The organism is Streptomyces sp. NPDC048248 (assembly GCF_043201875.1).
Classification (GTDB): domain Bacteria; phylum Actinomycetota; class Actinomycetes; order Streptomycetales; family Streptomycetaceae; genus Streptomyces.
Window position 1 is genome coordinate 39,350 of sequence record NZ_JBICZL010000024.1, and the last position, 20,883, is coordinate 60,232.

The 20,883-nt window shown below is 71.3% G+C and carries 19 protein-coding genes and 1 pseudogene; 11 read left to right on the plus strand and 9 right to left on the minus strand.

Translation table 11 applies throughout. The annotated features are described in order from the left end of the window. The first annotated feature begins 102 nt into the window (after positions 1 to 102). On the plus strand, positions 103 to 804 hold the full coding sequence (gene bioD / locus ACGFZW_RS34540; RefSeq protein ID WP_393897265.1) for a dethiobiotin synthase: 702 nt from the start codon (positions 103 to 105) through the stop codon (positions 802 to 804). 169 nt (positions 805 to 973) lie between these two features. Next, the gene (locus ACGFZW_RS34545) at positions 974 to 1,648 is read left to right on the plus strand and encodes a class I SAM-dependent methyltransferase (protein WP_393897266.1); all 675 of its coding nucleotides are present in this window, start codon (positions 974 to 976) and stop codon (positions 1,646 to 1,648) included. 48 nt (positions 1,649 to 1,696) lie between these two features. Here ACGFZW_RS34545 and ACGFZW_RS34550 read toward each other — a convergent pair whose 3' ends face one another. The 3 genes from ACGFZW_RS34550 to ACGFZW_RS34560 are packed head-to-tail and all read right to left on the minus strand — an operon-like array spanning position 1,697 to position 3,290. Then, positions 1,697 to 2,068, minus strand: a complete 372-nt coding sequence (locus ACGFZW_RS34550; RefSeq protein ID WP_393897267.1) for a fic family toxin-antitoxin system, toxin component — start codon at positions 2,066 to 2,068, stop codon at positions 1,697 to 1,699. Next, complete coding sequence (locus ACGFZW_RS34555; protein ID WP_393897268.1) at positions 2,065 to 2,331, minus strand: hypothetical protein; 267 nt, start codon at positions 2,329 to 2,331, stop codon at positions 2,065 to 2,067. Before ACGFZW_RS34555 ends, ACGFZW_RS34550 begins: the two co-directional genes overlap by 4 nt. Positions 2,332 to 2,354: 23 nt before the next feature. Next, positions 2,355 to 3,290 (minus strand): LysR family transcriptional regulator, encoded by a 936-nt coding sequence (locus tag ACGFZW_RS34560; protein ID WP_393897269.1) that lies wholly within the window; start codon positions 3,288 to 3,290, stop codon positions 2,355 to 2,357. 478 nt (positions 3,291 to 3,768) lie between these two features. Between ACGFZW_RS34560 and ACGFZW_RS34565 the strand changes: the two genes are divergently transcribed. The 5 genes from ACGFZW_RS34565 (at position 3,769) to ACGFZW_RS34585 (ending at position 9,887) form a co-directional block, all read left to right on the plus strand. After that, positions 3,769 to 3,990 (plus strand): hypothetical protein, encoded by a 222-nt coding sequence (locus tag ACGFZW_RS34565; RefSeq protein ID WP_393897270.1) that lies wholly within the window; start codon positions 3,769 to 3,771, stop codon positions 3,988 to 3,990. A 32-nt stretch (positions 3,991 to 4,022) separates the two neighbouring features. Next, complete coding sequence (locus ACGFZW_RS34570) at positions 4,023 to 5,501, plus strand: APC family permease (RefSeq protein ID WP_393897271.1); 1,479 nt, start codon at positions 4,023 to 4,025, stop codon at positions 5,499 to 5,501. Between the two features lie 288 nt (positions 5,502 to 5,789). Next, on the plus strand, positions 5,790 to 7,055 hold the full coding sequence (gene phnA / locus ACGFZW_RS34575) for a phosphonoacetate hydrolase (protein WP_393897272.1): 1,266 nt from the start codon (positions 5,790 to 5,792) through the stop codon (positions 7,053 to 7,055). Between the two features lie 195 nt (positions 7,056 to 7,250). Continuing rightward, positions 7,251 to 8,663, plus strand: a complete 1,413-nt coding sequence (locus ACGFZW_RS34580; protein ID WP_393897273.1) for an MFS transporter — start codon at positions 7,251 to 7,253, stop codon at positions 8,661 to 8,663. A 90-nt stretch (positions 8,664 to 8,753) separates the two neighbouring features. Continuing rightward, positions 8,754 to 9,887 carry a TIGR03364 family FAD-dependent oxidoreductase gene (locus ACGFZW_RS34585; RefSeq protein ID WP_393897274.1) on the plus strand — a complete coding sequence of 378 codons (1,134 nt, stop codon included), beginning with the start codon at positions 8,754 to 8,756 and terminating at the stop codon, positions 9,885 to 9,887. 61 nt (positions 9,888 to 9,948) lie between these two features. Here ACGFZW_RS34585 and ACGFZW_RS34590 read toward each other — a convergent pair whose 3' ends face one another. Further along, entirely contained in the window at positions 9,949 to 11,427 is a 1,479-nt protein-coding gene (locus ACGFZW_RS34590; RefSeq protein ID WP_393897275.1) for an aldehyde dehydrogenase family protein, read from the minus strand. Positions 11,428 to 11,590: 163 nt separating this feature from the next. Next, on the minus strand, positions 11,591 to 12,115 hold the full coding sequence (locus ACGFZW_RS34595; protein WP_393897276.1) for a DinB family protein: 525 nt from the start codon (positions 12,113 to 12,115) through the stop codon (positions 11,591 to 11,593). A 369-nt stretch (positions 12,116 to 12,484) separates the two neighbouring features. On the opposite strand from ACGFZW_RS34595, the gene ACGFZW_RS34600 reads away from it, so the two are divergent. Further along, complete coding sequence (locus ACGFZW_RS34600) at positions 12,485 to 13,360, plus strand: hypothetical protein (protein WP_393897277.1); 876 nt, start codon at positions 12,485 to 12,487, stop codon at positions 13,358 to 13,360. Positions 13,361 to 13,498: 138 nt separating this feature from the next. Here the strand turns inward: ACGFZW_RS34600 and ACGFZW_RS34605 are convergent, their stop codons facing one another. From ACGFZW_RS34605 to ACGFZW_RS34615, 3 genes are read right to left on the minus strand one after another with little or no spacing between them, the layout of a single operon-like run. Continuing rightward, positions 13,499 to 15,028: an aldehyde dehydrogenase family protein gene (locus ACGFZW_RS34605; protein ID WP_393897278.1), complete on the minus strand. Its 1,530-nt coding sequence runs from the start codon at positions 15,026 to 15,028 to the stop codon at positions 13,499 to 13,501. Between the two features lie 35 nt (positions 15,029 to 15,063). Further along, positions 15,064 to 16,455 (minus strand): 2-oxoadipate dioxygenase/decarboxylase family protein, encoded by a 1,392-nt coding sequence (locus ACGFZW_RS34610; protein ID WP_393897279.1) that lies wholly within the window; start codon positions 16,453 to 16,455, stop codon positions 15,064 to 15,066. A gap of 28 nt (positions 16,456 to 16,483) precedes the next feature. Continuing rightward, positions 16,484 to 17,659: an NAD(P)/FAD-dependent oxidoreductase gene (locus ACGFZW_RS34615; RefSeq protein WP_393897280.1), complete on the minus strand. Its 1,176-nt coding sequence runs from the start codon at positions 17,657 to 17,659 to the stop codon at positions 16,484 to 16,486. Between the two features lie 171 nt (positions 17,660 to 17,830). Here ACGFZW_RS34615 and ACGFZW_RS34620 point away from each other — a divergent pair, with 171 nt between their 5' ends. Both ACGFZW_RS34620 and ACGFZW_RS34625 read left to right on the plus strand, forming a co-directional pair. Beyond that, positions 17,831 to 18,745 (plus strand): LysR substrate-binding domain-containing protein, encoded by a 915-nt coding sequence (locus ACGFZW_RS34620; RefSeq protein ID WP_393897281.1) that lies wholly within the window; start codon positions 17,831 to 17,833, stop codon positions 18,743 to 18,745. 281 nt (positions 18,746 to 19,026) lie between these two features. Further along, positions 19,027 to 19,278: pseudogene (locus tag ACGFZW_RS34625) on the plus strand (amino acid permease); the annotation flags it as partial. A 158-nt stretch (positions 19,279 to 19,436) separates the two neighbouring features. Here the strand turns inward: ACGFZW_RS34625 and ACGFZW_RS34630 are convergent. Next, on the minus strand, positions 19,437 to 20,231 hold the full coding sequence (locus tag ACGFZW_RS34630) for a DUF899 domain-containing protein (RefSeq protein WP_393897282.1): 795 nt from the start codon (positions 20,229 to 20,231) through the stop codon (positions 19,437 to 19,439). A 134-nt stretch (positions 20,232 to 20,365) separates the two neighbouring features. Here ACGFZW_RS34630 and ACGFZW_RS34635 point away from each other — a divergent pair, with 134 nt between their 5' ends. Continuing rightward, a complete protein-coding gene (locus ACGFZW_RS34635; RefSeq protein WP_393897283.1) occupies positions 20,366 to 20,785 on the plus strand; it encodes a GNAT family N-acetyltransferase in 420 nt (139 codons plus the stop codon). Positions 20,786 to 20,883: the final 98 nt, after the last annotated feature.

The following is a 20,883-nucleotide window of genomic DNA, read 5'->3' on the forward strand; positions in this document are numbered from 1 at the left end:
ACACGGAGTGTCCGGGGCGGGCCGGTCCGGTCCGCCCCCTTCACCATCGCAGGTCCACATCTTTCCACGCGCCCTCCTGGGAGCGGAGTTCGGAGGCACACCATGTCGGTGCTGTTCGTGACAGGCACGGGCACGGAGATCGGCAAGACCGTCACCACGGCCGCGATCGCCGCGACGGCGCTCGCCCGGGGCCGTTCGGTCGCGGTGCTCAAGCCGGCCCAGACCGGGGTCGGTGCGCGGGAGCCGGGGGACGCGGCGGAGGTCCAGCGGCTGGCCGGCCCGGTCACCACCGCCGAACTCGCCCGCTACCCGGAGCCGTTGGCGCCCGCTACGGCCGCACTCCGGGCGGGGCTGCCGCCGGTGCTGCCGCACGACATCGCGGAGGCCGCGGCCAAGCTGGACGCCTCGCACGACCTGGTGCTGGTCGAGGGCGCGGGCGGCCTGCTCGTGCGCTTCGACGCGGAGGGCCACACCCTCGCCGACGCCGCCCGGCTCGCGGACGCTCCGGTCCTGGTGGTCGCCCAGGCCGGTCTCGGTACCCTCAACGCCATCGCGCTGACCGCTCTCGCGCTGCGCTCGTACGGCCTTCGCTCACCAGGCGTCGTCGTCGGCAGCTGGCCCGTCGCGCCGGATCTGGCGGCCCGCTGCAACCTCGCGGAGTTCGCGGACGTGGCGGGCGCCCCGCTGCTCGGCCTGGTGCCGGAGGGCTCGGGCGCGCTGCCGCCGAGCGCCTTCCGCGCCACGGCCCCCGACTGGCTGGCCGAAGAACTCGGCGGCACGGGCGCCTTCGGCGTGGCGGAGTGACGCCGGTCGCGGGAGACGGCCGACAGCGGCCGCAGTGGGCACGGCGTACGCGGAAGCCGGGTAAGGGGACTCCGACGCAGGGCCTGCCACACTGCCGCCATGGTCGATGACGCCTACAGCGATGACGCTCTCGCCGAGTGGTACGACGTCCTCAACCCCTGGGGGCCGGGTGACACCCTTCTTTCTGGAACTGGTGATGTCCGCGGGTTCCGTCCTCGACGTCGGCTGCGGCACCGGGACCCTTCTGCACCGCGCACGGGAGAGTGGCCACCGAGGGCGGCTGTGCGGACTCGATCCGGCCGCCGCGATGCTCACACGGGCCCGGAGGCGCAGGGACATCACCTGGATCCACGGCGACCTCTCCCGCCTGCCCCGGGCGTCGTCCTTCGACCTGATCGTGATGACCGGCCACGCCTTCCAGGTCCTCACCGAGGACGAGGAACTGCGCACCGCCCTCGCCACGATCCGGCACGCGCTGCGCGACGGCGGCCGGTTCGTCTTCGAGACCCGCAACCCGCTCGTGCGCCCCTGGGAGCGGTGGACGCCGGACCGGGCGGTGGAGGTGACCAACGTCGAAGGCGTCACGGCCCGGGTCGCGCACGAGGTGGAGCTGCCCGTCGACGGGGAAGTGGTCCGCTTCTCGACGACGTTCGGCGAACCGGGTGCGGACCGCCCTCGGGTGAGCCGGAGCCGTCTGCGCTTCCTGGGCGCCGATGCGATACCCCGGCTGCTTTCCGACGCCGGTCTCACCGCCGCGGAGCAGTACGGCGACTGGGACCGCAGCCCTCTGACGCCGGACTCACCGGAGATCATCACCGTCGCGCGGCCGCGCCCCGCTCCGTGAGCCGGGCCGCGGCGGGCGCGGAATCGCGAGGGCGAGGGCCCTGCGCGCTCATACCGTCCAGGTGCGCAGTTCCTCCGCGATGGCGTGGACGTCGGCCTCGCCTTCCTTGACGAGGCGTGCGAGGTCGCGGACCTGCTCGGGGGAGGTGGCTATCTTCAGCCCGCTCGCGACGAGGTAGCCGTAGGCCACGGCGGTGGCGAACATCGCGTTCGAGCGCTCCAACGCCGGTACCCGCAGCAGCAGTTGGAGGAGAGCCGCGGCACGGTCCTGGGGCTCGGTGTAGACGGGTACGCCGAATATCTCCGCTTCGTGGCGGCCCACGGCGGCCACCAGCGCGCCCCAGTCGGTGACCTGGGGGTCTCCGGGGGTGTGGTGTTCGGCGATCAGAAGGAGCCAGGCGAGATCGATGCGCAGTGTCACGTGGTGCCCGGCTGTCCTTCCCGGTCCGTGGTGGCGGTTCGGCCGCCGCCCGGCTCCACGCCGAATTCCTCGGCGAAGACCCGTTCGTACTGCTTCATGAAGTCGGAGGCGGCCTCGACGAACGTCTGGCCGACCTCTCCTGCGTCCTTCAGGACGAGCTCCTCGATATAGCGGTTCACGCTGACTCCCCGCTGCAGGGCGCGCTCCCGCGCCGTCTCGGCGGTGGCTTCGTCCACACGGACGTTCAACTGTGTCTTCGCCACCCCTCCACGCTAGCGCGCAATCGCTAGCACCGGCAAGCGCCGCCGTCCGCTTCGTCCCTTTCTCCCGGCCAGTGCCGCAGCCCGCGCAGCAGGTCGAGAAAGGCACGCTCCGCGGGCGACAGCAGACGGTCCCGGCGGCGCACGAGGCTGATGGGGCGGGGCTGGGGGGCCGGTGCGACGGGCAGGGTCAGCAGGGCCCCGGTCCGCACCTCGTGGACCACGGCGTGCTCGGAGATCAGGGCGAGGCCCATACCCGCGGCCACACACTGCTTGACCGCCTCGGGACCCCAGATGTCCGCCCGCGACGCACCCGCGAGGCCCCAGTCCGCCAGCACCTGTTCCTGCAGCTCACGCGTCTGCGAGCCGGGCTCGCGCAGCAGAAACCGGGCGCCACCGAGGTCGTCCGGACGGATCGTGGCGCGGTCGGCGAGCGGGTGTCCGGGGGCGGCGATCAGGACCAGCCGCTCGTCCAGGACGGATTCGACGACGAACCGGTCGCCGTGCGGCGTGCCGGCCACCACCGCGACGCCGATTCCGCCGCCGAGCAGCTGTTCCTGCACGGTCTCGTAGTTGCCGACGAAGACATCGCAGTCGATCCCCGGGTACCGGCGCTGATAGCGGGCCAGCAGCGACGGCAGGAGGTAGGTCCCGACGGTGGTGGAGCCGCCGATCAGCAGCCGGCCGGCGACCAGGCCGCCGACCTGCTGGACGGCCGCGACGGCCTCCTCGGCGAGCAGGAAGACCCGCTTGCCGTATTCGGCCAGGACCTCCCCCTCGGCCGTCGGTCTGGCGCGGGTGCCGGAGCGGTCGATGAGGGTGACCCGCAGCGACTGCTCCAGCCTGCGCACCTGGTTGGAGACCGAGGGCTGGCTCATGTACAGCTTCTGCGCCGCCGCGGAAAAGCCCTGGTGCTCGACGACCTGCATGAAGATCCACAGTCGGTGGAGGTTGAGTTCCACGGCCCTCCCGCGATGGTCGGCGGCCGGCGGCCCGCACCGCACGGCAGCTCATGATCGACAGCGCGGCGAGCCTAGCCGGGCATGTCCTCGATGGACAGGGGTCGGAGAGCCTCCCCCGACCTGCGGGCCCGCTGCACCGCTGCCGGGCCGCGGAGGGGACGCCCTCGCCGTCCCCGTCCGCCACCGAGTTCCCCGATCCCGCGCGAGCGTGCCCAGAGGTAGTACAGCGGCGCGGTCACGATCAGCCCGACGAGCCAGGGCAGGTCGGCGCCACCGAGGTGGGCGGGTCGGGGCGGTGTAGAGATCGGTGGCCAGGAACGGGATCCGCAACGACCGCGCCATCGAAATCGCGACCCGGCTGACGCCCCTCGACCCCGCCCGCCTCTGGCACGTCGCGCCGTGAACTCCGTTCCCAGATGGGCGGGTTGGAGATCGTGGGGGGGGAGGTTCGTTCGGTCGGCATGATGCCGGCCGTCGAGTGGTCGCCGACCGCGACACCCGCGCGCCGCTACCGATGCTGCCGGAGCGGATGCCGCACGATGTGATCCGGCGTGAGACCGGGGTGATCGTGCGGGACTCGGCGCACAGCATCGTGCTCCCACCGCCGCTGGTGATGACCGAGGCGGAAGCGAAGGAGACCGTCGGCGCGCTGCGGTCCGTTCTCGCCCGCACCCGCCCCACCGGCGAGATCAGCGACTGACCGGACCGCTCCGCCCTCAGGAGGCCCCTGCCGTGTCCGCCCCAGCCCCCGTCCCCCATCTGAAGCGCAGCCTGCGCCGCTTCGACATCATGGCGATGGGCGTCGCCGCCGTGATCTCCTTCGACGTGATCGGGCAGATCGCCGCCGGCGGCGGCGAGGCCGCCACCTGGATCGCCGTCGTCGCGGTGACCTTCCTGATCCCCTACGCCCTGATCTTCGCCGAGACCGGCGCCGCCTTCCCGCAGGAGGGCGGCCCGTACGTCTGGGTGGAACTGGCCTTCGGCCGGCTCGCGGCCGCCCTGACCACGTTGTTCTACTGGGTCACCAACCCGGTCTGGCTCGGCGGCTCCCTGGTGTTCATCGCCGCCGAGGCGTGGGACGGCTTCGTCTCTCCGCTCGGCTCCGGCACGGCGGCCGACTACGCCTTCAAGCTGGTCTTCATCTGGACCGCCATCCTCACCGCGGTCGTCTCGCTGCGCCGCGGCAAATGGATCACCACGGCCGGCGCCGGGGCCAAAGTCCTCTCCCTGGCCTTCTTCACGGGCACGGCCGTCGCGTACGGCGTCCAGCACGACTTCCCGGGCCTGGACGACGCCGGGTTCTCCCCCACCGGCGCCGGATTCCTTGCGCTGGTGCCGGTTCTCCTGTTCGCCTTCGTCGGGTTCGAGGCGCCCAACGCGGCGGGCGACGAGATGCACGACCCACAGCGCGACATCCCGGTCTCGATCGGCGCCTCCGGACTCATCGCCACCTGCTGCTACCTGCTGCCGGTGCTCGCGATCCTGTCCGCCGCGCCGGCCGGTCGGGTCACCGGCATCGGCGGCTTCCTGGATGCCTCCCGGCTGGTCTTCGGGGTGTACGGGGACTGGCGGGGGCCGCTGCTGACCACCGTCGCGGTGCTCTTCGTCTTCGGCCTGCTGACCCAGGGCAGCGCCTGGATGATCGTCGCCGACCGGATGCAGGCGATGGCCGCCGCGGACGGCGGATTCTTCAGCCGGCGGCTCGGCGAGTTCCATGCCCGGCTGGGCACGCCGGTGCTGATGAATCTCCTCTCCGGCGTCACCGCGACCGTCTTCATGGTCGCCGCGATGCAGCTGGCGAGCGGGGACACCGGCGCCATCTTCGGTGTGGTGCTGACCGTCGCGATCACCACGCTGCTGCTGTCCTACCTCGCCGTCGTGCCGTCGCTCCTCGCACTGCGGCTGCGGCGCCCGGAGGTGCACCGGCCCTACCGTGTCCCCTTCGGCTCAGGGGGGTTCACGATCGCCACCCTGCTGGCCTACGCCTGGATCCTGCTCGGCTCCTGGGTGGCGCTGTTCCCCGGCACCCTGGAACCGCTGGTCGGCATCGAGTACGACTTCCGGGACACCTGGGGCGTCTCCCGGACGGCCTTCGAATCGTTCACGCTCGGCACCGTCATCCTGCTGCTGGCCGTCGGCGCGGTCGGCTATCTCACGCAGCACCGGCGCCGACGGCTCGACGCCGGGCACGGGAGCGGGCCGACCGCCTAGGGGAACTCCCGACGCCCCAGCCTGCCCGAGGGGCCGGAGCACCGGCGGCGCTCCGGCCCATCCGCGCACACTCACGCCGGAGGCACGCCGCGCCGACACGGCCGACCCGGCCGACACGGCGAGCGTAGCCCCCTGCCGGGGCGCGGACAGGGAGCCGGGCCGCGCGCAAAAGGCTATGGCCGGTATAGCGATTTCGGTGGTTCTACGGCGCTGACGGCCGGTGCTACCCATGAGGGGCAGGGCGGATCGGACCGCCCGGCGACATCGACCTCAGGGGTGGATCCGTACATGAACCGAGCCGGTGCCGAGCAACTGCGGGTGAACGGCCGCGACTACGCCTGGCCGCGGCGCCCGGTCGTCGTGGTGTGCATCGACGGCAGCGAGGACGCCTATCACGAACGGGCCGTCGCGGACGGCCGGATGCCCTTCCTGGAGCGGATGCTCGACGAGGGCAGCGATCTGCGCGCGGACTGCACCATGCCGTCCTTCACCAACCCCAACAACCTCTCGATCGCGACGGGCGTGCCGCCGTCCGTGCACGGTATCTGCGGCAACTACTTCTACGACCCGGCGGCGGACGCCGAGGTCATGATGAACGACCCCGCGCTGCTGCGCGCCCCGACCCTTTTCTCGGCGTTCTCCCAGCAGGGCGCACGGGTCGCGGTCATCACCGCGAAGGACAAGCTGCGGCGGCTGCTCGGCCAGGGTCTTGAGGGCGGGATCTGCTTCTCGGCGGAGAAGGCCGACCAGGTCACGGAGGCCGAGCACGGCATCGACAAGGTCCTGGAACGCGTCGGGATGGAGCTGCCCTCGGTCTACAGCGCCGAGCTGAGCGAACTGGTGCTGGCCGCCGGCGTCGACGTCCTGGAGCGGGACCGCCCGGAGCTGATGTATCTGTCGCTGACGGACTACATCCAGCACAAGCACGCGCCCGGATCGCCCGTCGCCAACGACTTCTACGCCATGCTCGACCGCTACTTCGCGCGGATCGACGCGCTCGGCGCCGTCCTGGTGGTCACCGCCGACCACGGGATGAACGCCAAGAGCGACGGCGCGGGCGAGGCCCAAGTGGTGTTCTTGCAGGACCGGTTGGACCGTGCGCTGGGCGCGGGCGCCGCGCGGGTGGTGCTGCCGATCACCGACCCGTACACGGTCCACCACGGGGCACTGGGCTCATACGCCACGGTGCATCTGCCGGCGGCGACCGACGCCGCGGCCACCGCCGCGCTGATCGCAGAGCTGACCGCCGTAGCGGGCGTGGCGACGGTGCTGACCCGGGAGGAGGCGTGCGCACGCTTCGAGCTGCCGGGCGACCGGATCGGCGAACTCGTCGTGATCTCCGAGCGGAACACCGCACTGGGCACCACCCCCGACCGGCACGACATCTCCGGCTTCACCGAGCCGCTGCGCTCGCACGGCGGGCTGACCGAGCAACGGGTGCCGTTCCTGGTGAACGAGCCGACCGGGCCGCTGCCCGACGGGCACCGGCTGCGCAACTTCGACAGCTACTGGGTGGGGACGGCGCTGGCGGCGGGACGGCCGCTGACCGGCTGACGTTTCCGTTCGGCAGCTCCTTCCCGCGCTTTCCCCCTCCTGCATTCCCCGCTCCCCCGGCCCCGGCGTGCCGCCGAGGCGCGCGCCGGGGCCGACCCATGTCTGCTTCCCCACTGGCCGCAGTACCGCTGAACCGCTCCGCCCAACCCCCCGCGCTGCCTCCCCGACCCTTCACGCCGAGGACAGGACGCCACGATGGCCGACCTCGCACAGCAGCCCGTTCCGCACGGCCCACCGCCGCCTACCAGCACCCGCGACGCCCTGCGAAAAACCCTCCACTGGCGACGCCGAATCTTCGCGATCACCTGGCTCGCGTATGCCGGCTTCTACTTCGTCCGACAGGCGTTCTCCGTCGCCAAACTCGGGATCCTTGACGACCCCGCAGTCCATGGCGTGCTGACCGAGCAGGTGCTCGGGGTGATCGACGCGGTGTATCTCGCCGCTTACGCCGTCGGGCAGTTCCTGTGGGGCATGTGGGCAGACCGTTTCGGACCGCGGGTGGTGGTGGTCGGCGGCATGATCGGCGCGATCGCCGCCTCCTGCCTGATGGGCGTCAGCAGCGCCCTGCTGGTGTTCGGCGGCGCCATGGCCGTCCAGGGGCTCGCTCAGTCGGCGGGGTGGGCGCCCTTGTGCAAGAACATGGGCAACTTCTTCCCGGTGCGCGAACGCGGCCGGGTGCTCGGCATCTGGAGCAGCAACTACGCCTTCGGCGGCCTGGCCGCGCCGCCCTTCCTCGGCTGGTGGGCCTACTCGGTCTTCGACAGCTGGCATGCCGCGTTCCTGGCCGGGGCGGCGACGCTGGCCGTGGTGCTCGCAGCCTTCCTCGTCTTCCAGCGCGATACGCCACCGGACGCCGGTCCCGCGCATCCCCGTCCGGCGGACGCGGAAGGCCGGCCCGGGGACGCGCATGCCGGACTCGCGGAGCCAGGCCCTGCCGAAACCGACCCCACGGGCCCGACGCGTCCCACCGAGAAGGCCGCTGCGGGGCGACCGGATGCGAAGCGGTCGCCGCTCGCCCTCTACCGGGAGACGCTCCAGGACCGGATGGTACTGACCCTCGGCGCCGCCTACTTCCTGCTCAAACCGGCCCGTTACGCGATTCTGCTGTGGGGCCCGGTGATCGTCAGCCGCCGGCTGCCCGAGGTCGGCAATCTGGGCGCCACCCTCATCCCCATCGCCTTCGGCGTGGCCGGAGTGCTGGCCCCGGTCCTGATCGGATGGCTCTCCGACACCGTCTTCCGATCGCGGCGGGTGCCACCGTGTGTGCTGGCGCTCGGGCTGCTGACCGCGGCGCTCATCCTGTTCATGCCGCTGACGTCGACCGGCAGTGCGGGCGTGATGATCGCCGTGCTCGCCGTGATCGGTCTGTCCGTCTACGCCGCCGACGCGATGATCTCCTGCGTCGCCGCCGTCGACTTCGGCAGCGCCGGTGGTGCCGGGACGGCCGCCGGGCTGGTCAACGGCTGCGGCTCCGTCGGCGCGATCCTCGGCGGCCTGCTGCCCGGCTTCCTCTCCGGCACCACCCTCTTCCACGGCTTCGCCGCCGCCGCCTTCCTGGCCGGTCTGCTGATGCTCCCGCAGTGGAACCGCGTGCCGTCCACCGCCTGACGCCCGGCGGCCATTTCCGTGCCACCCCTCGCTCCCGGAGTGGCATCTCTTCGTGACCACCTGCCCGTGTTTCAGAGAGGGGTACTTCCCATGGCGATCACCCATGTGGACACCGCCGTCGTCGGCGGCGGCATCGTCGGACTGGCGCATGCCCTGGCCGCCGCCCGGCGCGGCGACCGGGTCGTACTTTTCGAACGCGACGAGCATGCCGTCGGCGCGTCGATCCGCAACTTCGGCATGATCTGGGCGGTCGGGCAGCAGCGCGGCGCGATCTACCGGCGGGCGCTGCGCAGCCGCGAGATCTGGCAGGAGATCAGCGCCAAGACGGGGCTGTGGGCGGCGCCCACCGGCTCCCTGCATCTGGCCCATCGGTCCGACGAGTTGGCGGTCCTGGAGGAGTTCGTCGCCACGACCGCACCGGCCCGCGACCGCGGCACCGCCATGATCACCGCTGCGGAGGCGGCCCGGCGTGGCCCCGCGGTGCGCGAGGAGGGCCTGCTCGGGGCGATGTGGAGTCCCACCGAGATCAATGTCGATCCGCGGCGGGCGATCCCGGCGGTTGCCGGCCACCTCGTCGAGGAGTACGGCGTGGACGTCCGGTTCGGCACGACCGTGCGCGACATCGCGGCGCCGCACCTGTCCACCACCGCAGGGCAGTGGCGCGCGGATCGCATCCTGGTGTGCAGCGGCAACGACTTCGCGACGCTGTATCCGCAGGTCTTCGCGGAGAGCGGACTGGTGCGCTGCAAGCTGCAGATGCTGCGGACCGGGGTGCAGCCGGACGGCTGGCAGCTCGGGCCGATGCTGTGCGGCGGGCTGACGCTGCTGCACTACGCCGCGTTCGCGGACTGTACGGCGCGGGCCGCTCTGGAGGCCCGGATGCGTGCGGAGCTGCCGTTCCACCGCGAGCACGGGATCCATGTCCTGCTGTCGCAGACCGCGGACGGCCGTCTGACCATCGGCGACAGCCACGCCTACGCCGCCACTCACGACCCGTTCGCCGGGGAGGACATCAACGAGGCGATCCTCGACTATCTGCGGACCTTCGCGCGGCTGCCCGCCCCGCGGATCACCGAGCGGTGGACGGGCTGCTACCCGTCGCTGCCGGACGGCCGCACCGAACTCGTCGTCGATCCGGAGCCCGGTGTGACGGTCGTCAACGGCGTGGGAGGCGCGGGCATGACCCTGTCGTTCGGGCTGGCGGAGGAGGTGCTCGCACGCTGACCGGTCCCGTGCAACGGGCCCCGGCCGCCGTTCGGCAGCCGGGGCCCTTTCACTTGCGTGGTCAGTAGCTGATGCAGGCCGAGTGCCATTGGGTGTAGAAGTCCCAGACCTGCGGGGAGCATTCGGGCGGGCCGTACTGGGATGCCTTGGCGCCGACGTGCGGCAGATGGGCGTACGCCCCCACTCCTGGGCGGTTGACGTGCAGCATGCCCGCCTCGAAGCGGTCCACGGCCTCGAACGCGCGAGCCTGGGAGGCGGTGAAGACGGTGCCGGACATCCCGTACTTGACGGAGTTCGCGATCCGCATGGCGTCGTCGAAGCCGTCCGCGTCCACGACGGCGAGGACCGGACCGAAGACCTCTTCCTGTGCCAGCTCGCTGTCCCAGGGCACATCGCGGATGACGGTCGGCCGGACGTAACAGCCCTCCGGCAGCCCGGGGTCGTCCGCCCGTTCCCCGCCGCACAGCACCTTGCCGCCGTCCCGCCGCGCACCGGCGACGGCGTGCAGCGCCGCCTCCATACGCGCGGTGTCGACCACCGGGCAGATCTGCGAAGCGGGATCGTCGCCCGGCCCCACGCGCATCGGCGCCACCCGGTCGACCAGCCGGTCGAGGAAGGCGTCCCGCACCCGGTGATCGACGACCGCGCGGCTGGTGGCACTGCAGCGCTGCCCGGCCTGACCGAAGGCACCGGCCACCACCGCGTCCGCCGCCCGGTCCAGATCGGCGTCGTCGAGCACGATGACCGCGTTCTTGCCGCCGAGTTCGAGCTGGGTGCGCAACAGGCGAGGGGCTCCGCCGGTGTGGATGGCGGTACCGACGGCGAGCGATCCGGTGAAGCTGATGCCCGCCACGTCCGGGTGCGCGACCAGCGCCTCACCTGCCGCCGCGTCGCCCTGGACGAGGTTGAGCACGCCGTCGGGGAGGCCCGTCCGCCGTGCGGCATCGACGAGCAGCGCCGAGGTCAGCGGCGTGAGCGGGGACGGCTTGAGGACCGCGGTGCAGCCGGAGAGCAGGGCCGGTGCGACCTTCCACACCGGAATGGCGAGCGGGAAGTTCCACGGCGATACCAGTCCGACGACGCCGATCGGGCGGCGGAAAGTGTAGGCGAAGGTACGGTCCTCCTCGGCGGGCGCGGTGACCCCGCCGAGGAGCCGGGCCTGGCCCGCGGTGAAGTCGAGCACCGCTCGGGCGCGGGCCACCTCGCCACGCGCCTCGCTCAGCAGTTTGCCCTGCTCGCGTGTGATCGCAGTGGCGAACTCCTCGCTGCGTTCGGCGAGTTGACGGCCGATCTCGGTGAGGTAGGCGGCCCTGCGGATCGGCCCCAGTGCCCGCCAGCCGGGCAGGGCGGCCGAGGCGGCCGACACCGCGCGGTCGGCGTCCTCCCCTCCTGACTCGGCGAACTCCCCGAGGTGGTCGCGGACATCGGCCGGGTTGATGTTGGTCCGGGTCTGCCCCGACTCGGCCGGCGTCCACCGGCCGTCGATGAAGTTCAGCAGATGGTGCGGCGCCACTGGTGGCCGCTGCGGAACGTAGGCCATGTCCTGCCCCTTCGCCGGTCGACTCGGTCCCGGCCAGGCTCGCCCAGGCCGTCGGCGGGCACCATCCACTGATTGTGAATGCGGGCGATAGCCGGTGGCTATCGGAGGTGGCGGGCTCGTCGTTGCACGGCAGCCGGCCCCGGAGCGCCCCGGTCGTACGCCTTCAGAGACCGATCGCCCCGTCGATCCGCTCACGGAGCAGGTCCGCGTGTCCGTTGTGCCGGGCGTACTCCTCGACCATGTGCAGGAGCACCCAGCGCAGCGACACCGTCCCGCGCCACGAGTCGTCGCCCTCGATGTCGAGGTCGGGTGCCCCGGCGACGAAGTGCTCGGCGAAGGCCACCTCGGCGTGCCAGGCCGTCCACGCCGCGGCGATGACGGAGGGGTCGGGCACCGCACCGTCGAAGTCACCGTCGGGCTGCGTCTTCGACGCGAACAGCGACGGCGCGTCCTGCCCGGCCAGCACCTTCCGGAACCAGCGTCGCTCCACATCGGCGAGGTGCCGGATCAGGCCGAGCAGGGAGAGCGTGGAGGGCTTGACCGACCGGCGGGACAGCTCCGCTTCCAGGCCCGTGCACTTCCGCTGGAGCGTCGCGCGCTGGGCGCCCAGGAAGTCGACGAGCATGCGTCGCTCGCCGCCGGTCGCGGGACCGGTGAACCGAGGGTCGCGCTCGGCACCGACGAACATTTCGGCTCTTCTACCGGGATCGGCCATATCCACCATCCTGAACCACCGCGCCGTAGGACGGAATCCGCAGGACGTGACCACCGCTGTCGTTCACATCGGAGCTGCCGACGGCACAGGGATGCCGCCAAGTCCGGCAGCCGTCCCGGGATTCGTGCTGACATGTCCGGAGTGGGGTCTTGACCGGAAAACTCTTCACGGAAGCATCACAAGATTTTCCCTCCGCCTGCGGTGTGTGTCGTTAGCGTTACTGGCCGCTCGGTATTGCGTGCGAATGTGAACAGGTCTCCGGCGTCCCTGGCGGCGCAGTCAGCAGAAAGATCACCGATGGACTACTGCTCGTCGTGCCGCCGGAACCTCAACGGGGCGCTCATGTGCCCGGGATGTGGTGCTTACGCACCGGACATAGCACCGCCCGGCTACCGTCCCGATGCCCCGTCGGACGCCACCACGGCGACATGGGAGGCATGGGACGCCCAGGAGACGGCGGTTTCGAGGCCGCAGCACGACCCGTTCGGCTTCGATTTCGCGCCGGTCGGCGTCAGCGGCAGTTCCACGGACGCCATTGCCGACACGGCGGAAGCGCCCGCCATCGCGGGTGGCAGCTCGGCCGACGGCTTCACCACTCCCTCCTCCACCGGCCAGGGCCGCGCGGCCCGGCGCCGGCAGCTGGCGCGCTGGAAGAAGCACCGGCGTCGGGCCGCTGCCGCGGCGACCTTCGCGATCGCCGGTGGCGCCCTGACCGCCTCCCTGCTGCCGGGCAAGCCGTCCGCCGGCCACACCCAGGCGGCCGCGGCGTCGCCGGACCCGGAGCGCACGGTCGCCGACTCGATGCCGGAGCGGCCGGACTCCCGGGCCTCGCGGCACAGCGATACCCGCAAGCCCACGTCCGACGACCGTGCGCAGCACACCGACGTCGCCACGACGCCCCCGGCGACAACGAGCGGCCGGCCGTCCACAGCGGCCACCGGACGTCCCCAGGCGGCCCCGAGCACGGCGCCGCACACCGCGTCCACGATGTCCAAGAAGACGCACACCGCGAGCGCACGCCCCGAAGCGACGCCGACGACGAGCGCGCCCACCGCGTCGGAGCCCTCCGACGCGAGCACCCCGTCCGGGGGCCAGGACACGACGCAGCCGGCGCCCTCCTCGCCGTCGACGACATCGCCGTCGACGACATCGCCGTCGACGACCGAGCCCACGTCGCCGGCGCACCTGTGCCTGCTGGGGCTGGTCTGCGTCGAGTGACGGCTGCTCCGTCACTGCGGCGGCCCCGCGTGGCCGCCGCACCGTGAAGCAGGGGGATGAGGGCGTCCAGCCCCCCCCCGGGCCGATGCCGGGGCGGGGGCCGGTCCTTTCAGCCGCCGGTACGAGTGCGGACGCGCCTCACAGGAAACTGACGTTCTGGGCGAGTGCCAGGTTGCTGGAGTAGTTGATGGTGTTGGTGGCCGGCCGCATGTAGGCGCGCCAGGCGTCCGAGCCGGATTCACGGCCGCCGCCGGTCTCCTTCTCGCCGCCGAACGCGCCACCGATCTCGGCGCCGGAGGTGCCGATGTTGACGTTGGCGATTCCGCAGTCGGAACCCTCCGCGGAAAGGAAGCGTTCGGCCTCCTGCTGGTCGCGGGTGAAGATGCTGGAGGACAGACCCTGCGGGACGTCGTTGTGCAGGGCGATGGCCTCCTCCCACGTGTCGTAGGTCTGTACGTACAGGATGGGAGCGAAGGTCTCCTCGCGGACGACGTCGTTCTGTGAATCGACCCGCACGAGGGCCGGCTCGACGTAGCCGGCCTGCGGGGCGGCGTCGGCCAGGCGGCGGTTGCCGCCGACGAGGATCTTGCCGCCCTCGGCCTGGACGCGGGTCAGGGCGTCCTGCATGGCGTCGAGGGCCTTCGGCGAGATGAGCGGGCCGACGAGGGTGCCCTCGTCGAACGGGTCGCCGATGGGGAGCTTCCGGTAGGCGGCGGTAAGCCGTGCGACGAGGGTGTCGGCGATGTCGCGGTGGACGATGAGGCGGCGCAGGGTGGTGCAGCGCTGGCCGGCCGTACCGGCCGCGGCGAAGACGATGCCCTGGACGGCCAGGTCGAGGTCGGCCGAAGGCGCGACGACGGCAGCGTTGTTCCCGCCGAGCTCCAGCAGGGTGCGTCCGAACCTCGCGGCGACGCGGGGGTCGACCTCCCGCCCCATCCGGGTGGAGCCGGTCGCGCTGATCAGGGCGACGCGCGGGTCGTCGACGAGCTTCTCGCCGACCGTGCGGTCCCCGAGCAGCAGACGGTGCACGTCCCGGGGGGCGCCGACCTCTTCTGCTGCCCGGGCCAGGAGCCGGTCGCAGGCCAGCGAGATCAGCGGGGTGAGTTCGGAGGGCTTCCAGACCACGGTGTCGCCGCAGGCGAGGGCGACAGCGGTGTTCCACGACCAGACGGCGGCGGGGAAGTTGAAGGCGGAGATGACGCCGACCACGCCGAGCGGATGCCAGGTCTCGGCGAGGCGGTGGCCGGGGCGCTCGGAGGCGATCGTGCGGCCGTACAGCTGGCGCGACAGGCCCACGGCGAAATCGCAGATGTCGATCATCTCCTGGACCTCACCGAGCGCCTCGGAGCGGATCTTGCCCGCCTCGATGGTGATGAGGTCGGCCAGGTCGCTCTTGTGGTCGCGCAGCAACTCGCCCAGCCTGCGGACCAGTTCACCCCGACGGGGCGCGGGGGTGGTGCGCCAGGCGAGGAAGGCCGTACGGGCGGCGTCGAGGGCTTCCTCGGTGTCGGTGGCGGTGGCGGCGCGCAGGCCGAAGAGGTCTTCGCCGGTGAGGGGGGTACGGGCCTGGAAGTCGGTGCCGTCTTCGACGGTGACGCCGATGCGCTCCAGGCCGGCCCGGGCACGGGCACGAAGTTCCTCGGTGGTGGGCAGGGCGGTGTCGGTCATGATGCTCCTTGGCTGTTCAGGAGGCGGATGGGGGGTCAGTCACGTCCGTCGGCGAGGTGCAGCTCACGGGCGACCTCGGCGATGGAGCGGTTCTGCTGCTGCTCGTAGAGGGCGAAGGGGTCCAGGACCTCACGGCCGATGGCCCGCGAGAGCCATGCGCTGTCGTAGGCGGCGCCCTCGTGTGCGGTGTTCCTCGATCCCTCGCCACTGAGGTTCGACTGGAAGATGCCTGCGGCGGAGCGGGGCAGGAAGTCCTCGTAGACGATGGGTTCGGCCCGGACCCATCCCTGCCGCAGGAGATCGCCGATATCGGTCGGCGGCCTGCTTCCGTCACCTGGCCGGTCGGGCGCGAGGTGGTAGGTGAAGTAGGCCAGGCCCTGAAGGGCCAGTTCCTGTTCGCTGTCCGGGAAGTGCTCGTCCCACAGGGCGCCGGCGAGTTCGGCGCGGTCGGCGTGCGGCTGTGAACTCGCCTGTTCGTCGAGACGGGTGAGCAGGTCGTCGTGGAGAGCGCGGCCCCGGCGGGTGAGGGCGATACCCCGGGCCTCGACCTCACCGAAGCGCACCCGCAGCGCCCCGCTGGTGACACTGCCGTCCCGGGTCCGCAGGGGGCGGGTCTCGGCGAGCGCGCGGAAGGACGTCTGGCGCAGCAGCACGTCGGGGCCCTGCCACCGGGGCGGGCCCTGGATGGCGTCGATCATCTCGATGCCCCGGTCGGTCATGCGCCGGTAGAGGTCGTCGATGTCGAGAACGCGTGGGGTGAGGTGGTTGACGTGTGTGCTGCGGACGCCGCCGATGTCGGCCGCGACGGCGGACACCTCCTCAAGGGTTTCGTACCACTCCTGGTCGACCGGCTCGGAGGACAGCTCGAAGGCACGCACGGCGAGTTGGAGGAAGCGTTCGGCGTCGGTGTCGGACAGCCCCTTGTCCGCCTCCGCACGGTCGGCGAGTGTCAGCAGCTCGGCGGGGAACAACTCCCGCCCGGCGAGGAAGGTTTCCAGGCGGGCGCGGAGTTCGGGGTCGAAGAACCTCGGGTCCGCGGGAGTGAGCAAGGAGGTGAAGACCCGGAAGGGGTTGCGTGCCAGCTCCTCGCTCTCGACGGGGCGGAAGGCGGTGGAAACGACGGGGACGGCGCTGGCGGCCGCTTCCCTCAGATCGTAGAAGCCGACCGGGTACATGCCCAGGGCTCCGAAGATCCGCGCGACCTGCCGCAGTTCGCCGGGCGTGCCGACGCGAATGGCGCCGTGCCGTTCAGCGGTGACGCGGCCGATGGATCCCAGGCGTTCCGCGTCGGCGCCCCGCGTGCACAGGACGTGTTCGTTGACCTCCCGGGAGACCTCCACCAGCGTGGTGTAGGCGGGCACTTCCTTTCCGTACATGTCCGAGAGGCGCTGTGCGAAGGAGGCTCGCAGTTGCCATGGGCTGATCATTGCCGGCCTGCCTTTCCGGTCGGGGTGTTCACACCACGTGGGCTTCGGGTCGGATGCCGGCGCCGGCCGTGAAGCGGTCGACGCTGAAGGGAGTGACGTCGACGAAGGGTGCCCGCCCGAGATACAGGTCGCGCACGATCTCGCCGACGGCCGGGGCCTGGAGGAAGCCGTGGCCGGAGAATCCGGTGGCGTACAGGAAGTTGTCCAGTTCTCCGGAGCGCCCGATGAGCGCGTTGTGGTCCGGGGTGACCTCGTAGAGTCCGGCCCATCCGGTGGCTATCTCCATGTCGGCCAGTTCCGGGGCCCTGCGCAGTGCGGCGGTGCGGAAGAGGTCGAGCCACCGCGGGGTCCAGGTGGTGTCGAAGCCGACTTCCTCGTCGGGGTCCGCGAGGCCGAAGAGCAATCCGTCGTCGCTGTTGTGGAAGTACCCCGACGAGGAGAAGTCGATGGTGAAGGGGATACGGGGGGCGGGAGGGTGCAAGGGCTCGGTGAACGCGAGCTGGCGCCGGACGGGGCGTACGGGCAGGTTGACGCCCACCATGTCGCCGATCGTGGCGGACCAGGCGCCCGCGGCGCAGATCACCGTGGAACAGGTGATCGTGCCGCAGTCGGTGTGTACGGCGGTGACCCGGTCGGACTCCGTGTCCATGCCGGTGACCGTGGTACGGGTGGCGAAGACGACGCCGGCCTCCGCCGCGGAGTGCGCGTAGCCCTGGACCACCAGCTTGGGGCGGGCGTGCCCGTCGGTGGGTGAGTACACGGCGGCCACCAGGCCGTCGGTGCTGACATAGGGGCACAGCGTGCGAGCCTCCTGGGGGCTGATCATCCGGCTGGGCACGTCCAGGCTGTTCTGGAGGGCGACACTGCGCTCGAAGCCCGCGGCCTGCTCCTCGCTGTCCAGCAGGAAGAGATACCCGACGGTGTCGAGGCGGATGTCCGCGCCGGGCCGGTGCGGGAAGTTCTCGTAGGCGCGCAGACTCCTGCTGCCCAGTTCGATGTTGAGCGGGTCGGAGAAGTGGGCACGCACGCCACCGATCGGTTTCCCGGAGCTGCCGCAGGCGAGATCGCCGCGCTCCACGACGACGACGTCCCGCGCTCCTGCCTCGGCGAGGTGGAAGGCGATGCCGGCACCCATCACCCCGCCGCCGATGATCACGACATCGGCGGTCGGCGGCACGGTGCGGAAGAACGGTGAGGTGGACAAGAGGCCGATCCCTTCCGGAAGCCGACGCCGGAGCCGGGGAGTGATCCCGGGCTCGGGCCGGGCCGTCCTTGCGTGGGGAGACGCTGATCAGCTGTCTGGTCCGTCATCGTGCAGCAGATAACCATTGACGTCCATGAACAGTTCCTGGCCTCGATTAATTAGGATCTCTATATGGACTGGACGAGTGCGCAGCTGCGATCCCTGGTGGAGCTGACCAGGCGTGGCACGGTCACCGCGGTCGCCGCGGCGCTCGGATACACGCCCGGCGGTGTCTCGCAGCAGATCACCGCGCTGGAGCGAGCCACCGGCATGGAGCTGCTGCGGCGGGTCGGACGGCGGGTGGAGATCACCGATGCAGGTATGACGCTGGCCCGTCATGCCGAGCGGATCCTGGCCACCGAGGCCGAAGCGGTCGAAGCTCTGGAACGCAGCCGCGAGGAGATCTCCGGGGTACTGCGGGTGGGGCTCTTCGCCACCGCCGCCGTCGAGATCCTTCCCCTGGCCCTGCAGCAGGTGCGGCTGCGTCATCCGCAGCTCGGCGTGCGCAGCCAGGACATGGACGTCGACGACATCTACGACGCGGTGGCCACCGGCGATGTGGATCTTGCCCTGGGCTTGGACCATCCGGACGTGCCCATCCCGCGCGATCCGACGCTGTGTGTGCGCAAGCTGTACGGCGAGCGCTTCTCCCTGGCGGTGCCGACCGGGACGATGGAAGGCCGCGAGGTGGTCGGACTGGCCGACACCCGGGATCTGACCTGGATCCTTCCCTCGGCCGAGAGTTACTACGGCCGCGCCGTGCGGACCGCGTGCAGACGGGCCGGCCTCGAACCCGATGTCCAGCACGTGGTGACGGACACGGCCACGACCCTGGGCCTGGTGGAAGCGGGCATCGGTGTGAGCACCGTGACGGATCTGATGCTCAAACTGCGCTCCTCGCGGTTCGACGTGGTGGCACTGCGGGAGACGATCGAGCGGCACATCGTCGTCGTCTTCCGCGCCTCCGCGGAACACCGCCCCTCGATCCAGGCACTTGTCGACATCCTGCAGACCGCCCCGGGGGCCGGGCAGAGCACTCCCTGTTAGGTAAGGCCGCCCCGCACCGTGCACCAGCTCCGCTTGCCCTCAGAGCGGCAAGTTGTCGTGGTGGGGAGTCTTCTGCCGACCGCGCGTCGTGAGCGAGGGTTCCGAGCCAGTGGTGACCCCCGCCACGGCGGCAGCCCTGACGTTCCTGCCGATCGCAGACAGGGAGCGATGCGATGTCCCCCACCCCTTCGTCCACATCCCGCCTGACCGCGCTGCTGGGCAGAGGCCCGCAGGGAGTCTTCCGGCGAACCCTTCCGCACGAACAGCCGTCCGGCGCGCGCATGGTGCGCACCCTCGGTCTCACCCAGCTGACGATGATCGGCATCGGCGCCATCATCGGAGCCGGCATTTTCAGCCTGGCCGCGGCGGTCGCCCGCGACGTCGCAGGACCTGCGGTGCTCATCTCGTTCCTGGTGGCCGGCGCGGCGTCGCTGTGCGCGGCGTTCGCCTACGCCGAGTTCGCGGGAATGGTGCCGAAGGCCGGGTCCTCCTACACCTACTGCGCCGCGGTCCTGGGGGAGGTCGTGGGCTGGATAACCGCAGGCCGCGGCCTCGCCGAGGAGCGCGTCCGCACCGCCATGCGCAGCAAGGGACGCCTGCCCGTCTGAGCCCGCTTCTCTCGTGGGCCCGTCCGGCGCGCCGGACGGGCCACCGCGCGGTCATCGGGCGCCGCACGCCTCGGGCGGCTCCGTCAGACGTCGTATTCGTCGGGCGGGCGCAGGCCGGGGCCGCCGAGCTGCAGGCCGAGCGGTTCCGCGCGGCCCTTCGGCTCCTCCCACGCCTCCTGGCGGCCGAGCGCGGTGAGGTCGAGGTAGGGGTAGCCGCTGTGGAACTCCTCGATGCCGCGGCCGAACGTGGAGTAGGTGTGGAAGACCTCGTCCCCGACCCGCAGGAAGGCGCTGATGCCGGGCCAGTCACCGCGCAGGTCCTGCGAAAACGGCATTCCTGCCTCGGCGAGATCGGCCTCGGTGCGGTGGAAGATCTGTACGGGCGCGCGGCGCTCGTCGACGGTCGCGTGGAAGTCGTAGTTGAAATCGCTGCCGTCGGAGGAGTACCAGGGGAACGTCCAGCCCATCCGCTCGCGGTACGCGTCGAGTTTCGCGTACGGCGCCCGGGTCACCGCGACCAGCGTCGTGTTGCGGACATGCAGCTGCCGGAGTCCGCTGATCCCGTCCGCCGCGGAGGAGCAGCTGGGGCAGCCGGTGTCGCGTGGGTGCTCGGTACCGTCCGCGTCGATGTCGAAGGTCCACATGAAGTGGTGCATGACCAGCTGGGGCCGCCCGTCGAACAGGGCCGCCAGGCCGACTTTCCCGTTCGGGCCTTCGAAGGTGTACCGCTTGTCGATGCGAACCATCGGCAGCTTTCGCCGGAGGGCGTTGACCCGGTCGCGCGCCCGGGTGAGCTTCTTCTCCTCCGCCAGAAGCTCCTTGCGGGCCGCGAACCACTCCTCCGGCGACACCACATCGGGCAGGTTCGACTTCGTCATCTCCACGCTCCCAGCCCCTTTCGTTGTGCCGTCGGGCGAAGCAGGCTCCACACCTCCAGTCTGCACCGCCACCGCTCACCCCTCCTGACGAAAAACGCTGGCCGCGACCGTCGGCGCTCTGCTTGGCTCATCCCATGAGTGATCTTCATATCCGCTGCGCCGCCCTTTCGGACATCGACGCCGTGCTGGGTTTCTGGCGCGAAGCCGCGGAAGGGACGAGCATCAGCGACGACCACGACGGGGTGGCCCGGCTCATCTCCAGGGACCCCGAAGCCCTGCTCCTCGCAGAGCGCGAAGGCGTCCTTGTGGGGAGCGTGATAGCCGGCTTCGACGGATGGCGATGCTCCGCCTACCGACTGGCCGTCCACCCGGACCGCCGTCGGCAGGGTGTCGCCACCGCCCTCATGGAAGCCGTGGAGCAGCGATTCCTCTCCCTGGGCGGACGACGGGTCGACGCCATGGTCCTGGAGGCCAACGAACGCGCGCACCACACCTGGGCTTCGGCCGGCTACCACCGCGAGGACCACTGGCGACGCTGGGTCAAGGCGCTCTGAGACCGGCTCGCCCTTTGCCGGTCCTTTAACATGGTGGTTCCCTCCATCCCAGTGAAAGGTGTGTGAGCGTCCAGCCATGGGCGAGCCCCCCAGTAGTC

What these genes read in the sequence shown, in the direction of transcription:
- bioD (WP_393897265.1), top strand. Translation starts at nt 103, where the DNA reads ATGTCGGTGCTGTTCGTGACAGGCACGGGCACGGAGATCGGCAAGACC.
- phnA (WP_393897272.1), top strand. Translation starts at nt 5,790, where the DNA reads ATGAACCGAGCCGGTGCCGAGCAACTGCGGGTGAACGGCCGCGACTAC.
- ACGFZW_RS34580 (WP_393897273.1), top strand. Translation starts at nt 7,251, where the DNA reads ATGGCCGACCTCGCACAGCAGCCCGTTCCGCACGGCCCACCGCCGCCT.
- ACGFZW_RS34585 (WP_393897274.1), top strand. Translation starts at nt 8,754, where the DNA reads ATGGCGATCACCCATGTGGACACCGCCGTCGTCGGCGGCGGCATCGTC.
- ACGFZW_RS34590 (WP_393897275.1), bottom strand. Translation starts at nt 11,427, where the DNA reads ATGGCCTACGTTCCGCAGCGGCCACCAGTGGCGCCGCACCATCTGCTG.
- ACGFZW_RS34595 (WP_393897276.1), bottom strand. Translation starts at nt 12,115, where the DNA reads ATGTTCGTCGGTGCCGAGCGCGACCCTCGGTTCACCGGTCCCGCGACC.
- ACGFZW_RS34600 (WP_393897277.1), top strand. Translation starts at nt 12,485, where the DNA reads ATGTGCCCGGGATGTGGTGCTTACGCACCGGACATAGCACCGCCCGGC.
- ACGFZW_RS34605 (WP_393897278.1), bottom strand. Translation starts at nt 15,028, where the DNA reads ATGACCGACACCGCCCTGCCCACCACCGAGGAACTTCGTGCCCGTGCC.
- ACGFZW_RS34610 (WP_393897279.1), bottom strand. Translation starts at nt 16,455, where the DNA reads ATGATCAGCCCATGGCAACTGCGAGCCTCCTTCGCACAGCGCCTCTCG.
- ACGFZW_RS34620 (WP_393897281.1), top strand. Translation starts at nt 17,831, where the DNA reads ATGGACTGGACGAGTGCGCAGCTGCGATCCCTGGTGGAGCTGACCAGG.
- ACGFZW_RS34630 (WP_393897282.1), bottom strand. Translation starts at nt 20,231, where the DNA reads ATGACGAAGTCGAACCTGCCCGATGTGGTGTCGCCGGAGGAGTGGTTC.
- ACGFZW_RS34635 (WP_393897283.1), top strand. Translation starts at nt 20,366, where the DNA reads ATGAGTGATCTTCATATCCGCTGCGCCGCCCTTTCGGACATCGACGCC.